This is a genomic window from Fertoeibacter niger, assembly GCF_009380135.2.
Lineage (GTDB): Bacteria > Pseudomonadota > Alphaproteobacteria > Rhodobacterales > Rhodobacteraceae > Fertoeibacter > Fertoeibacter niger.
Genome location: NZ_WHUT02000013.1, coordinates 16,041 through 30,355, shown reverse-complemented (window position 1 = coordinate 30,355; position 14,315 = coordinate 16,041). Strand labels below are relative to the sequence as shown.

The window sequence follows — 14,315 nt, the reverse complement described above, 5'->3', positions numbered from 1 at the left end:
AGAGGCTGTTCGGGAGCTGCGGGCGCTGGCCGTCAGCCAGCGGCGCAGACCGTCCCCGCACAGGCCAGCGCCGGGTTTTCCTGCCTGTCCTGCAGCGCACGGGCAATCAGGCCCGGCACGCGGCTGTCCCGCCCGACCGGGGGCAGCAGGTGCCCGCCAAACCCACAGGCGGCCAACGCCTGCGGAATGTCATCACTCACATGCGCGCCCCCGGCGGCAAAGAACGGCAGGCACAGCGAGGCCGCGCCAAAACCCACCGCCCCGGCAATCTGCGGCGACTGGTCGATGAACGCCGCCTCGGCCCGGCCAAACCCCGCCGCCGCGATGCGCGCCGCCACGGCATCCGCGATCTGCGCCGGGGCCGGGCTGCGGAACGACCCGTGCGCGGCCAGCAGCACCGATGTATCCGCCGGGGCCAGCCCCCGCGCCGCCGCCGACTCCTGCACGATTGTCACCGCCAGCGCCTGCACCCCCGCATCACAGCCAAACGGCGGCAGGATGTGCCAGCCCGCCCCCCCGGCCCCGGCCAGCCGCGCGGGCAGATGCGTGCGGGTAAACCACCCACAGGCCATGAACAGCGGGTAAACCAGACCCGCAGGCCCCAACTGCGCGACCGCAGCCGCCAGCGCCCCCGGCCCTGCCAGCGTGGCCGACCCCACCTGCCAGCCCGGCAGATGCCCCGCCACCCGCGCCGCCAGCAACGCCAGTTCCGCCTCCGCCGGAGCGGGGTCGGACGGCTGGCCATGGGTCACGATCAAGGCGGCAGGATGCATCATCGGCAGTAACTACTGCGGCAACAGCCCGATGCAAAGCCCGTGATCCGCCCTTCTGCATTTTCTGTCTCAAAATATCCCACGGGGGTGCGGGGGTGTGAAACCCCCGCTTCCGCCATTGGCGAAGGCAGCAGCCTTTCAGATCACTGCCCCGGCATCATCCCCGCAATATACCGTGCAAAATCGAAATTCGGCCGCTCCAGATGCGACAGCGGCCCGGGTTCCGACATCCCCGCACACAGCCCGCGATAGACCCGCTCGACACAGCCCTTGTCCTCGACATTCACATCATCCAGCAGCGCCTTCAGCCGGGCGAAATGTTCCGCCGCTTTCGGGTCGGCCACGAATTCCGGTGCCAGCCCGCCGCCGAACAGCACGTTCACATGGCCCGGACCGTCAGGCGTCAGGCACAGATACCAGAAATAGCCGGGGCTGAGCGTGATCAGCAGCGAGGGATAGACCGAGATCAGCCACGTGGTGCGCCGCTCCTCGCCTTCCAGCACCGTGTTGGTGGGATGGGCCAGCGTCAGATCCAGCGCATCATTCTTGATGATATAGTGATAGTTGAAGGCGGGCAGGCCTTCGGGGCAGGTCATCTTCAGCAGGTCCACCGTGCCGCCGATGGTGGCCGCATGGCAGACCGGCAGATGATAGCTTTCCATGAAATTCTCGGCCAGCACCTTCCAGTTGGTGCCCCAGCGGAACTGCTCGCGAAACGCCTCAACGTAATTCTCCATATGGAACTTGCCCACCAGCGCCTCCACCTCGGCCAGCTTTTCCTGCGGCGGGGCGGCACCGGGGTTCAGCGTGACCATGATCCAGCCCAGCCATTCGGTGCAGCGCACCTGCGGCAGGCCGGTCTGTTCCTTGCAGAACGACTCATTCAGCGCCATGGCGGGGGCCCCGCGCAGGGATCCGTCCAGATTGTAGGTCCAGGCGTGATAGGGGCAGACGATCGACCGCACATTGCCCCGCCCCTCCAGCAGGGTGGACATGCGGTGGCGGCAGACGTTTGACATGGCGCGCAACGCCCCCTCGCGGTCGCGCAGCACGATCACCGGCTCACCCGAGATATCCATCGTCAGGTAATCACCGGGGTTCGGCAACGCATCGGCCCGCCCCGCACACAGCCAGTCCTGCGCAAAGATGTGGCGCATCTCCAGCTCCAGAAACTCCGCCGAGGTATAGACCGATTTCGGCATCGCCCGCGCCTGAGCGAACGGCACGCCGACATTGGCACGCAATTCATCAAGCGGTGTCGCGCCGGGCGGGGTCAGGTCGGGGGAATGGCGTGTCATGGCATCCTCGCTGAAGGGGGCGGCTGGGAGGCGGTGGAATATCATTTGTCTGCATATGATTTTACCCGCAACCCGAGTCTGTCAAGCCTACAGATGCCGCAACCCCCATGGCAGAGGCTTTTCCATACAAGCGACGAAAAATCCGGCGCATCCCGCCTCAGGACGGCCACATTTCCCTGCAAGCCTGCGGAAATTGCCAAAGTGGTGTGTTGATGAAAGACGACTTGCGGTTTGCCGATGTGACAACCAGCCAACGCCGCGTGGCGGTGCTGGTCGATGGCGAGAATCTGGCGGCGGATCATGCTGCATGCATTCTGGCAACAGCGCGGGGCGAGGGGCGGGCCGACATCATCCGCGTCTATGGCAACGCCAAAGCCATTCCGGCATGGGATGCGCAACCGGGTTTCCGCCTGATCCATTCCGGCACGGGCAAGAATGCGACCGACCTGCTGCTGGCCATCGACGCGATGGAACTGGCCTTTGGCGGCGGCATCGACACTGTGCTGATCGCCTCGTCCGACCGTGATTTCGCCCATGTCGCGCACCGGTTGCGCGAACGCGGCCTGTGCGTCATCGGCATGGGCGAGGAAAAGACCCCCGACAGTTTCCGACAAGCCTGCACGCGGTTTACCCCGCTGGTGCCAAAAGCAAAACTGCCACCGGCGCCCGTAACCCCGCCCATTGCGCCAACCAAGGCGCTGCCCAATGGATCAACCGTCTTTCCGCCGCAGACGGCAATTTCCGTTGATGAAGCGCTGCGCCGCATCATCGCGGCGGGCAGCCAGAAAGGTCAGGGCGTTCTGCTTTCGCATCTGGAGGCGAAGGCCCGCGAACAGGGGCTGAAACCGACCCGCCTGGGTGCAGCCACTTGGCGAGACTACCTGCTGGCCCGACAACCCATGTTCGCCGTGGATGGCAAGGGAAGCGAAGGCCGTGTGCGTTTCATTCCTACCGGATTTGCAACCGACAGCCGGGTCTGATCACACCAGCAACCCATCCTCACCGAAATGCCCCGGAAAAAACGCCGTCGCGCAGGCATAGACCGTGGCCTGCGCCTCGGTGTGGCTATAGGGGTGGTTCATTGTCATCAGGTCCAGCCACACCCCCTCGATGGTCACGCGCAGGACGCGGGCGATGCGGGCGGGATTGCCGGGATAGCCGCCCTCGGCCAGCAGGGCGGCGCAGATGGCTTCCAGCCGGCGGTTGTAATCCTCGTCGTTCGACCCGCAGCGTTCCTGATACATCGGGCGGCTTTGCGCCTCGCCCCAGAAACTGCACCAGGCAGAAAGCCGCGCGGGCGTGCAGATCGCCGGGTTGAAATCGGCACGCAGCAGCGCGTCAAGCTGGCTGGCGGGGTCTTTCGGTGCGGCCTCCAGCGCGGCCAGCCAGTTCTGGCGGTATTCCTCGGCCAGATACAGCAGGGTCTCGGTCAGCAGCCCCTCTTTGGTCTGAAAGTGGAAATTCACCAGCCCATGCGACAGGCCCGCCTGCTGGGCCACCTCGGTCAGCGTGGTGCGGGCATAGCCGCGTGTGGCCAGCGTTTCGATGGTCGCCTCGATAAGCTGTGTGCGCCGCGCCTCGCGGCTCAGTTTGCGCGGCGGTGGCGGCGGTTCGGCGGAAAGGGCCTGCTGGGCAATGGTTTCGGTCACGGCGCTCTCCTGCCCCGGCGGGGGATCACCCCTATTTAGGCGAAAGCGGGCGGGGGAAAAGGGGGAAATCGAACGGGGTCAAAAATTCTGATTGACAGACCAGTCAATACAAACCCATCCTGAGCCATCCCCACCCGCCCGGCGCGGCGGCCGCGAAAAGGGCAGACCTGCCCGGAAAGCCTGCGATGACCAAAGCCCCCCCGCGTGACCTGACCCGTTCCAACGCCCATTACCGCCGCGCGGTGCAGCGCCTGCCCTTGGGCGTGGCATCGACCTTCCGCTACTGGGGCGATGACCGCACGATCTATGTCGATCACGGCAAGGGCGGGCGGTTCTGGGACATCGACGGCAATGCCTATGTCGATTACCGGCTGGGCTATGGCCCGGCGATACTGGGCTATGCCGATGCGCGGGTGGATGCTGCGGCCATGCGCGGCATGAATGTGGGCGGCGTATTCGCCCTTTCCACCGAGCGCGAACTGGCGGTGGCCGACCGCATCTGCAACATGGTGCCGGGGATGGACCTTGTGCGCTTTTCCAACTCGGGCACCGAGGCGGTGATGGGGGCGCTGCGGCTGGCCCGCGCGCATACCGGGCGCGAAAGCTATCTGCTGATCGAAGGGTCGTATCACGGCCTGTTCGACGCAGCGATGTGGATGGTGAATGTCGAAGACTGGCAGCCGGGTGGCAACCTTGACCCCGAAGTTGTCAGCTATTCCAAAGGCATCCCGCAGGATCTGAAGGCTCTGGCGCATCTGACGCCGATGAATGACCCGCAAAAGCTGGAGGATGTGTTCAAGCGCCACGGCAGCTCGCTGGCGGCGATGCTGATCGAACCGATTCAGGGCAATTGCTGTGGCATCTCGGCCACGACCGAATTCGTGCGGCTGGCCCGCAGCCTGTGCGACCAGTATGGCGTGCTGCTGATCATCGACGAGGTGAAAACCGGCTTCCGCGTTGCCAAGGGCGGGGTGCAATCGCTGCATGGCGTGGTGCCCGACATTGCCACCTTCGCCAAGGCGATGGCCAACGGCTATCCCATCGCCGCGATTGCCGGGCGGGAAGAGGTGATGCGCACCTTCCGCTATGGCGGGGCGGCGCATGGCGGCACCTATACCGCGCATTCCGTGTCTTTGGCGGCAGCCGAGGAATGCCTGCGCATTCTGGATGAAACCCCGGCGCTGGCCACGATCGCCAGCTATGGCGAGGCCCTGAAATCCGGTCTTTCAGACATCCTGACACGCCGTGGCATCGTGCATAGCTTTACCGGGCATTCCAGCATGTTCGGCCTGTTCTTTGCGCCACATGCCCCCGACAATTACCGCGACTGGAAATTGTCGGACTACACCTTCTACGACACGATGGCGCATCATCTGCATGACCTGTGCATCATCTGTGAACCTGATTCACGCGAACCGTGGTTCATCTGTGAGGCGCATGACGCCGCCTGCCTGTCCGACACGCTGAAAGCCGTGGAAACCGCCGTCGATCTGACACTGGAACAGGTGCAGGCGGCCCAATGATCTACGATGCGGTCATCATCGGCGCGGGCCACAACGGGCTTGTCACCGGGGCCTATCTTGCGCGGGCGGGCATGAAGGTGTGCATCGTCGAAAAGAACGACTGGATCGGCGGGGCGGCTGTCAGCCGCGAATTATACCCCGGCTTCACCTATTCCAACTGCTCCTACGTCTCGTCGCTGTTCCGGCCCGAGATCATGCGCGATCTGGAACTGCCGAAACACGGCCTGCAAATCCTGCCATATGAGGGCGGCGCGGTTCTGACCCGCGACGGCGGCTATCTGGCGATGTTCCGCGACCATGATGCCAACCGCCGCGAATTCGCCCGCCATTCCCCCCGCGATGCCGAGGCTTATGACCGCTATTCGCGCGACATCCTGCGCCATTGCCGCTTCATCCGCCCGCTGCTGATGCGCACCCCGCCGGACCCCAGCAGTTTTCGCCCGCGAGACCTGTCGGAACTTGCGTTTCTGGGGCGGCAGATGTTCGACTTGTCGGAAACCCGGATTTACGAGATGATCCGGTTCTGGACGATGAGCATTTCCGACTATCTGGACGAATACTTCGAAAACCCGGTCATCAAGGCCTATCTCGCCGTCTCTGCCATTATCGGCACGGCGCTGGGGCCGATGTCACCCGGTTCGGCCTATGTGCTGCTACATCACTACATGGGCGATGTGGATGGCAATGTGGGCGCCTGGGGCTTTGCGCGCGGCGGCATGGGGTCGATTTCACGCGCGCTGGGGGCATCTTTTGCCGCCGCCGGTGGCGAGATCCGCGCGGGCAAGGGGGTGGAGCGTATCCTTGTGGCGGGCGGTCAGGCCAAGGGCGTGGTGCTGGAAGGCGGGGACGAGGTGCTGGGCCACCGCGTGATTTCCAACATGGATGTGAAACGCACCTTCCTGAAACATGTGGACGAGGCCCAGCTTCCCGCCGGTTTCGTGAAAAAGGTCCGCAATTTCAAGACGCGCGGCTCATCCGGCAAGCTGAACATCGCGCTGGATGCCGCCCCACGCTTCACCGCCCTGCCCGATGGCGCGCCGATGTATCGCGGCGACCTGCATTTCACTGACAGCATCGAACGGATGGAACGCGCCTATGACGACTGGAAATCCGGCCGGTTCAGCCGCGACCCGTTTCAGGATGTGATGATCCCCACGATGATCGACCCGACGATGACCCCGCCGGGCAAGCATTTCATGTCGTGCTTCGTGCAATATGCCCCGCCAAGGATTGCGGGCGCGGAATGGACCGATGCCGACCGTGACGCCTTTGGCCAGACCTGCATAAACCAGATCGAAACCTACGCCCCCGGCTTCAAAGACCTGATCCTGCACATGGAGGTGCGCACCCCGCGAGAGCTGGAGGCCGAGGTGGGCCTGACCGAAGGCAACATCTTTCAGGGCGAGCTGACGTTCGACCAGCTTTTGTTCAACCGCCCCGTGCCGGGATATGCGCAATACCGCAGCCCGATCAAGGACTTGTGGATGTGCGGATCATCCACCCACCCCGGCGGTGGCGTGATGGGGGCACCGGGCCGCAACGCCGCCGCCGAAGTGTTGCGCGAGGCGCGGCTGGGGTCTGACATGAGCGATGCCTATGCCGTCCTGTGATGCGATCATCATCGGTGGCGGCACCAACGGGTTGGCCTGCGCCGCGCGCCTTGCCGCTTCTGGCCGTCGCGTGACGGTGCTCGAGGCTGCGCCCGCGATGGGTGGCGGGGCCTCTACGGTGGAATTTGCCCCCGGCTACCGCGTGTCGGGGCTGGCGCATCTGGTGTTGAACCTCGATCCGCGCGTGGTGCAGGGGATGGATCTGGCCCGCCATGGCCTTGGCTATGCCACGACCAACCTCGCCACCACCGCCCTGTCCGCGACCGGCGACCACCTGAGGCTGGACGGCCCGTTCGGCGCGCATGCCCCGGGCCTGTCCGAAGCTGACCGCGCCGCATGGGCCGCGCTGCGATCGCGGCTTCTGGCCTTCGCACGCGTTCTGGCCCCGTTCAACGCCATGGCCCCGCCCCGCATCGCCCGCCGCGCGGGCAATGACACCCTGCGGCTGGCAAAGCTGGGGCTTGGCGTGCGCGCCTTGGGCAAAGAGGAATTCCGCGAATTCCTGCGGATGATCCTGATCAACGTGGCCGATGTGCTGGAGGATGACCTGACCGACGACCGCCTGCGCGGCGCGTTGGCCTTTGATGCCACCTTGGGCGCCTGGCTGGGGCCGCGTTCGCCCAACTCTCTGATATTGCTTCTGAACCGGCTGGCGGGCGCGCAAGGCGCGCTGGCGGTGCCACAGGGCGGCATGGGGGCGGTGGCGGGTGCGATGACCCGCGCGGCCACCGCGGCGGGGGTCGCGTTGCGGTGTGGCGCAAAGGTGGCGCGGGTGCTGGTGACAGGCGATGCCGCCTCGGGTGTTATGCTGGACACGGGCGAGGAATTGCACGCCCCGCTGGTGATCTCGGCCATCAACCCGCGCGTGACGTTTCAGCGGCTTGTCGGACCGCAGCATCTGGATGCCGGTTTCTTCACCCGCACCGGGCATATCCGCAGCCGGGGCGGTGCGGCGAAACTGCACCTTGCCCTGAAGGGCCTGCCGGATTTCCGGGGGGCCGATCCCACGACCCGGCTTGTCATCGCGCCTTCGGTGGGCGTGGTCGAAAACGCCTTCAACGCCGTGAAATACGCCGAAGTGCCCGATGCCCCGGTGATGGAGGTGATCTTGCCCTCGGCGCATGGCACCGGCATGGCACCCGACGGCTGCCACAGCCTTTCTGCCATCGTGCAATTCGCCCCCCATGCGCCCGAAAACCCCGATGCCGCCCGTGCGCAGATGCTGGAGGCGGCGCTGCGGCAGTTGGAGGCTCACGCCCCCGGTCTGCGCGGCCTGATCCTTCACGCCGAACTGCTGATGCCCTATGATATTGCTGCCAAATTCGGCATGGAGGGCGGCAATTGGCACCATGGCGAACTGGCGGTGGAACAGATGCTGTTCCTGCGCCCGCTGCCCGAAGCCGCGCAATACGCCACGCCCTTGCCCGGCCTGTGGCTGGCCGGCGCAGGCAGCCACCCCGGCGGCGGCATTTCCGGGGCCGCAGGCTGGAACGCGGCGGATCGCATCATCAAGGTGCTGAAATGAAAGACCATTTTCACACGCCCCTGCGGCAGACCCCGTTTCACCCCCGCACATCGGCCCTGAACAGGCTGAACCAATGGGGCGCCTGGGCGGGCTATACCACCGCGCTGGCCTTTGATGACGAGGCCATGGAATACACCGCCATCCGCAACGGCGCGTCGCTGTATGACCTGTGCCCGATGGTGAAATACCGCATCACCGGCCCGGATGCGGCGGCCTATCTGAATCGGCTGACGATCCGCAACGCCGCGAAACTGTCGGTCGGCGGGGTGCATTACACCGTCTGGTGCGACGATGCGGGCAAGGTGCTGGACGACGGCACGTTGTTCCGCCACGGGGCCGAGGACTTCATGCTCTGCTGTCAGGAACGGCATCTGCCCTGGTTGCTCGACTCGGCCACGGGCTATGAAGTGCAGGTGCGCGAAGTGACGGAGGAGGTGGCAGCACTGTCGCTGCAAGGGCCTTGTTCCGCAGCGGTCTTGCAGGCCGCAGGGTTCGATATGTGCAATCTTAGACCCTTCCGCATGGCGAAACTCGGCTTTGAAGGTGTGGAAATCACCATCTCGCGCACAGGCTTCACCGGCGATCTGGGGTATGAAATCTGGGCCACCCCCGCGCAGGCGCTGCCATTGTGGGATGCGCTGATGCGGGCGGGCGCGCCCTGGGGCATCCGCCCCATCGGCACCAGCGCGCTGAATCTCGCGCGGATCGAGGCGGGGTTCATCATCACCAACATGGACTTCATCCCCGCCGATCAGGCGGTGCGCGAAGACCGGGCACGTTCGCCCTTTGAGCTGTCGCTGGACTGGATGATCGACTGGGAAAAGGGGCATTTCACCGGGCGGCGCGCCCTGCTGGCGGAAAAGGCCAGGGGCAGCAGCTGGGCGCTGGTGGGGCTTGATATCGAAGGCAATGTCAGCGCCGAAGGCTCGCTGATCTACCACAACCGCAAGACCGAGGTGGGCCATGTTACCGCCGCCGCGTGGTCGCCCGCGACCAAGCGCAACATCGCGCTGGCGCAGGTGCGCCGCCCCCACCATACCGGCGATACGCTGTGGGTTGAGGTCTACGCGCTGCGCGAATTGCAGTATCACAAGCTGATGCTGCGCGCCCATGTCACGGAACGGCCGTTTTTCGCACCGGCCCGCCGCCGCGCCACACCGCCGGGGGCGTTCTGATGCTGCTGGACCAATGCCCGGAAACCCTTCCCTCGCGGGCCTATTACGATGCTGACTGGTTTCGCGCGGAACAATCTGCCATCTGGGCGCGCGAGTGGGTCTATGCCGGGCGCCTGAACGACACCGCTTTGGGCACCATGCGGCGGGTGCAGGTGGCGGGCCAGAACCTGATCCTGTGCCGGGATGATGCAGGTCATGTCACTGCCTTTCACAACACGTGCCGTCACCGGGGGGCGGAGCTTTGTGCCGAGGCCGATCGCCCGTTGGGCCGGCTGATCACCTGCCCCTACCATGCCTGGGCCTATGCCACCGACGGGCGGCTGGTATCGGTGGCCCATGCCACACCCACAGCGGATTTCCGGCGCGAGGATCACGCGCTTTATCCTGTGCAGACAAAGGATTGGAACGGGTTCCTCTACCTTTGTCTTGCCGATGACACGCCGCCCTTCTGCCCGGATGCGGGCACCCATGCGCTGGACAACTGGCCGATGCGTGATCTGGTGACCGGGCACCGGATGGTCACGGACCTGGCCTGCAACTGGAAGATTTTCTGGGAGAATTACAACGAATGCCTGCATTGCCCCGGCATTCACCCCGAATTGTCAGACCGCGTTCCGGTGTATCGCCAGGGCGTGATGTCGGCGGCGGAAACACCCACGCCGCCCGATGGCCCGGTGCTGAAGGCGGGCACATCAACCTGGACCGTCTCGGGCCAGCCCTGCGGGCCGGAGTTTCCCCGCCTCACAGCGCAAGAGCGTGCGAGCGGGCACAACTTTGTGACGCTTTACCCTACGATGTTCATCGTGGCCCATGTGGACCACGCCCGCGCGGTGTCGCTGGTGCCGCTGGGGCCGGAGACCACGCGCCTGACCGCCGAATGGCTGTTCCTGCCGGAAACCCTGGCGCAGCCCGGGTTCGATCTGGCCGCAGTCACAGACTTCGCCACCACCGTGTTGACGCAGGATGCGCGGGCCTGCGAGATGAACCAGCGGGGTTTGCGATCCTCACGCCACCGAACGGGGCGGCTTATGCCGCAAGAGTTCGATATTCACAACTTCCACCACTGGGTGCTGTCGCGCCTTGAACCGGGGCACATCAATGACCGCCCATAATACAGCAAAACTCCATGAAATTCCCGAAGGCGCGGATCGCCGTGGCCTGCCCGCCTGGACCTACCGCTCAGCCGCATTGTTCGATCTTGAACGGCGGCAATTGTTCCTGACCCATTGGCAACTGGCAGGCCATGCCAGTGACTTGCCTGCGGTGGGCGACTGGCTGACCTTCGATCTGCTGGGCGAGCGCGCGATGGTGATCCGGGGGCGCGACGGCACATTGCGCGCGTTTCACAATCTTTGCCGTCACCGGGGCGCGCGGGTGGTGGATGGCGCACAGGGCCAGTGCAAGGGCGCGCTGGTCTGCCCGTTCCATGGCTGGGTCTACAATCTGGACGGCACGTTGCGCGGCGCGGCACGGCCCGAGAGTTTTGGCGCGATGGACCGGGCCGATTTCGGGCTGAAACCCATCGAGATGCAGATCTGGCACGGGTTTTTGTTCCTGCGCTTTGCCCCCGGCCCGCAGCCGGATGTGGCAGTCTGGCTGGCCCCCTTCGATGCCGATTTCAGGGGCTACCGGACGGCGGGTGTCTTGCCGGTGCAGGTGCCCGACTGGTCCACAACGCTGCCCGTCAACTGGAAATCGGTGCGCGATGTGGACAACGAAGGCTATCACGTCGCCATGGCGCATCCGGCGTTGCAAGACCTGTATGGCCGCAGCTACCGCGACATGACCTTGCCCGATGGCCTGTCGCATTCGACGGCGGAATTCGGCGACCAGCCGGGGCGGCGCTGGTCGGTGAAACATTATGTCAAACTGGCCCCGCTGCAGGCCTGGCTGCCGGCACATCTGCAAAAGGCGTGGAATTACTACGGGTTGTTCCCAAATACGGTCATCGCCTTTACCCCGGAATCGGTGATGTTCTATCAGGACATTCCGCTGTCGGCGGGCCAGACTCGGCTGACGGGCCGCCTTTACCGCCACCCGCAAGAAGACCGCGCGATGCGTGCCGCGCGGCATCTGGCCTACCGGATCGACCGCGAGACCTCGGCCGAAGACCAGCAACTGATCGTCTGGTCCAACGAATCCATGGCCTCATCGGCGTTTGAGGGCTTCCATTTGTCCGACCTGGAACATGGCGTGCGCGCGCATCACGACCAGTTGCGCCAAGTGTTGCCCGTGACCCGGCTGGAGGACGCACCACCCGAAGGTGAAATGGCCAGCCTCAACGAAAAATTGCTTAAGGATGCCGCGCGATCGGGCTTAACATGACAGAAACATGACCGCCGCCCAGATCTGAACCCCACAGAGGAGCCATGCCATGAAGCTGACCCGCCGCCATACGCTGACCGCCCTCGGGGGGGCGCTGGCCCTGCCCTATGTGCGCCCGTCTTGGGCGCAGGCGGGAACGGTGAACGTCTACAACTGGGCCGATTACATCGGCGAGACGACGCTGGCCGATTTCGAGGCGGCCACGGGCATCGCCCCGGTCTATGACACTTATGCGTCATCCGAAGAGATGCAGGCCAAGATGCTGGCCGGATCAACGGGTTACGACGTGTGCTTTACCGCGGGCATCAGCCAGCCGCAGATGATCACCGCTGGCGTCTATCAGAAACTGGACCGCAGCAAGCTGACCGGTTGGGCCAACCTTGACCCGGCTATCCTGGCGGTGATGGAGGGGTGGGATGCCGGTGTGGCCCATTCGGTGCCCTACATGTGGGGGTCGGTGGGGCTGACCTTCAACGTGGACATGGTGAAGGAACGCATACCCGATGCCGATCTGGAAAGCCTTGATCTGATCTTCAAGCCGGAAAATGCGGCGAAACTGGCCGATTGCGGGATCTCGATCCTCGACAGCCCGACCGACATCATGCTGATGGTGCTGAAATATCTGGGGCTGGACGGCGACACGACCGATCTGGCGGATTATGATAAGGTGATTGCTGCCTTTGCGCCGATCCGCGAACATATCCTGACCTTTGACAATTCCAACTACCTGAACGCCATCCCGAACGGAGAGGTCTGTGTGGTCAACAACTGGTCGGGCGACTATGCCGTGGCCAAGGCGCGGGCCACCGAGGCGGGAATTGAAATGAACCTGGCCTATTTCGTGCCGAAAACCGGGGCTCCAGCGTGGTTTGACGTGATGTCGATCCCCAGCGACGCGCCAAATCTGGCAAATGCCTATGCCTTCATCGACTATCTGCTGCGCCCCGAGGTGATTGCGGCCTGCACCAATTTCACCGGCTATGCCAATGCCAACAAGGCGGCGAATGCGCTGGTGGACCCGGCGATCTTCAATGACCCGGCGGTTTACCCCAATGCGGAAACCACAGCGCGGATGTGGGCACCAAAACCCTGGAGCGATGAGCAGGAACGCGCGATGACCCGGGCCTGGACCACGATCAAGGCGGGCTGAGGCGATGCCGCTGGAACCGGAATTGCAACGCGGGGGGCCGGGGGGCGCGGCGCACCACTCTCCCCGGCCCCTTTCCCAGACAGACCCGTTCATCCGGGTGGAAAACGTGTCGAAATCCTTTGGCACGTTTCAGGCTGTGAAGGACGTGTCGCTGACCATTGAAAAGGGCGAGATTTTCGCCCTGCTGGGCGGATCGGGCTGCGGCAAGACCACGCTCTTGCGGATGCTGGCGGGCTTTGAAGACCCGTCGGCGGGACGCATCTTCATCGACGGGCAGGACATGACCGGCGTGCCGCCCTGGGCGCGGCCGGTGCACATGATGTTCCAGAGCTATGCCCTGTTCCCCCACATGACGGTAGAGCGCAACGTGGGTTACGGCTTGCAGCATGAGGCGATGACGGCGGCAGAGCGGCGCGACCGGGTGCGCGAGATGCTGGAACTGGTGCAGCTTGCCCCCTATGCCGGGCGCAAACCGCATCAGATTTCGGGCGGGCAGCGGCAGCGGGTGGCGCTGGCACGGGCCCTGGCACGGGCGCCCAAGCTGCTGCTGCTGGACGAACCGCTGGCGGCGCTGGACAAGAAGCTGCGCGAACAGACACAGTTCGAGCTGATGAACATCCAGGACAAGACCGGCGTTACCTTTATCGTCGTGACGCATGACCAGGACGAGGCGATGACCCTGTCAAACCGCATTGCTGTGATGGACAAGGGGCAGGTGCGGCAGGTCGGAACGCCGACAGATGTGTATGAATACCCCGCCAGCCGGTTCGTGGCGGGATTCATCGGGGCGATCACGTTTTTCGAGGGTGTGGTGGAGAGCCTGGGCGATACTGCGCGTATCGCTGTGCCGGATTTTGCCGGGCCCCAGGCAACCGGCACGGTGCAGGCCCGGCCAACCGCCGGCCTGAAGCCGGGTCAAAAGGTGACACTGGCGATCCGGCCCGAGAAGTTCAGCATTTCTCGCCACCGCCCCGAAGGACCGAATGTGCTGGCGGGTGTGGTGCGCGATCTGGGGTATTTCGGCAAGGATTCACTTTACCGCGTGGCTTTGCCGTCGGGCGGGCTGGTGTCAGTGCATGCGGTGAACGCGCGGCGGGCGGGCGAGGCGGAACGGGTGGCCGACTGGGAGGATGCAGTCTGGCTGTCGTTCGATCCGTCGGCCGCCATACTGCTGGGGGAGTGATCGTGGCCGGTCTGGCGGCCTGGGGCGCGGATTTCGCCAAGGTGATAGCTGGACGGGGCGAATGTTCGATAGCTGCAAGGAACAGTGGTGAAATGCACATTCTG

At 64.6% G+C, this 14,315-nt stretch carries 12 protein-coding genes; 9 read left to right on the top strand and 3 right to left on the bottom strand.

The window, feature by feature from the left end; all coding sequences use genetic code 11:
• Positions 1–32: 32 nt before the first annotated feature.
• A complete protein-coding gene (locus GEU84_RS17790; protein WP_174539970.1) occupies positions 33–776 on the bottom strand; it encodes a sirohydrochlorin chelatase family protein in 744 nt (247 codons plus the stop codon).
• Between the two features lie 140 nt (positions 777–916).
• The gene (locus tag GEU84_RS17785; protein WP_152828418.1) at positions 917–2,071 is read right to left on the bottom strand and encodes an aromatic ring-hydroxylating oxygenase subunit alpha; all 1,155 of its coding nucleotides are present in this window, start codon (positions 2,069–2,071) and stop codon (positions 917–919) included.
• A 212-nt stretch (positions 2,072–2,283) separates the two neighbouring features.
• On the opposite strand from GEU84_RS17785, the gene GEU84_RS17780 reads away from it, so the two are divergent.
• Positions 2,284–3,051 (top strand): NYN domain-containing protein, encoded by a 768-nt coding sequence (locus tag GEU84_RS17780; protein ID WP_174539969.1) that lies wholly within the window; start codon positions 2,284–2,286, stop codon positions 3,049–3,051.
• Here GEU84_RS17780 and GEU84_RS17775 read toward each other — a convergent pair whose 3' ends face one another.
• Positions 3,052–3,720: a TetR family transcriptional regulator C-terminal domain-containing protein gene (locus GEU84_RS17775; protein ID WP_152828416.1), complete on the bottom strand. Its 669-nt coding sequence runs from the start codon at positions 3,718–3,720 to the stop codon at positions 3,052–3,054.
• 185 nt (positions 3,721–3,905) lie between these two features.
• Between GEU84_RS17775 and GEU84_RS17770 the strand changes: the two genes are divergently transcribed.
• The 8 genes from GEU84_RS17770 to GEU84_RS17735 are packed head-to-tail and all read left to right on the top strand — an operon-like array spanning position 3,906 to position 14,211.
• Positions 3,906–5,243 carry an aspartate aminotransferase family protein gene (locus GEU84_RS17770; protein WP_152828415.1) on the top strand — a complete coding sequence of 446 codons (1,338 nt, stop codon included), beginning with the start codon at positions 3,906–3,908 and terminating at the stop codon, positions 5,241–5,243.
• Entirely contained in the window at positions 5,240–6,853 is a 1,614-nt protein-coding gene (locus GEU84_RS17765; protein ID WP_152828414.1) for a phytoene desaturase family protein, read from the top strand. Before GEU84_RS17770 ends, GEU84_RS17765 begins: the two co-directional genes overlap by 4 nt.
• The gene (locus GEU84_RS17760; RefSeq protein WP_152828413.1) at positions 6,840–8,378 is read left to right on the top strand and encodes a phytoene desaturase family protein; all 1,539 of its coding nucleotides are present in this window, start codon (positions 6,840–6,842) and stop codon (positions 8,376–8,378) included. The genes GEU84_RS17765 and GEU84_RS17760 overlap by 14 nt, the downstream gene beginning before the upstream one ends.
• Entirely contained in the window at positions 8,375–9,553 is a 1,179-nt protein-coding gene (locus GEU84_RS17755) for an aminomethyl transferase family protein (protein ID WP_152828412.1), read from the top strand. The genes GEU84_RS17760 and GEU84_RS17755 overlap by 4 nt, the downstream gene beginning before the upstream one ends.
• Entirely contained in the window at positions 9,553–10,665 is a 1,113-nt protein-coding gene (locus GEU84_RS17750; protein ID WP_152828411.1) for an aromatic ring-hydroxylating oxygenase subunit alpha, read from the top strand. The genes GEU84_RS17755 and GEU84_RS17750 overlap by 1 nt, the downstream gene beginning before the upstream one ends.
• Positions 10,652–11,878, top strand: a complete 1,227-nt coding sequence (locus GEU84_RS17745) for an aromatic ring-hydroxylating oxygenase subunit alpha (protein WP_152828410.1) — start codon at positions 10,652–10,654, stop codon at positions 11,876–11,878. The genes GEU84_RS17750 and GEU84_RS17745 overlap by 14 nt, the downstream gene beginning before the upstream one ends.
• Before the next feature lie 49 nt (positions 11,879–11,927).
• Entirely contained in the window at positions 11,928–13,028 is a 1,101-nt protein-coding gene (locus GEU84_RS17740) for a polyamine ABC transporter substrate-binding protein (RefSeq protein WP_152828409.1), read from the top strand.
• 4 nt (positions 13,029–13,032) lie between these two features.
• On the top strand, positions 13,033–14,211 hold the full coding sequence (locus tag GEU84_RS17735; RefSeq protein ID WP_152828408.1) for an ABC transporter ATP-binding protein: 1,179 nt from the start codon (positions 13,033–13,035) through the stop codon (positions 14,209–14,211).
• The last annotated feature ends 104 nt before the right edge of the window (positions 14,212–14,315 follow it).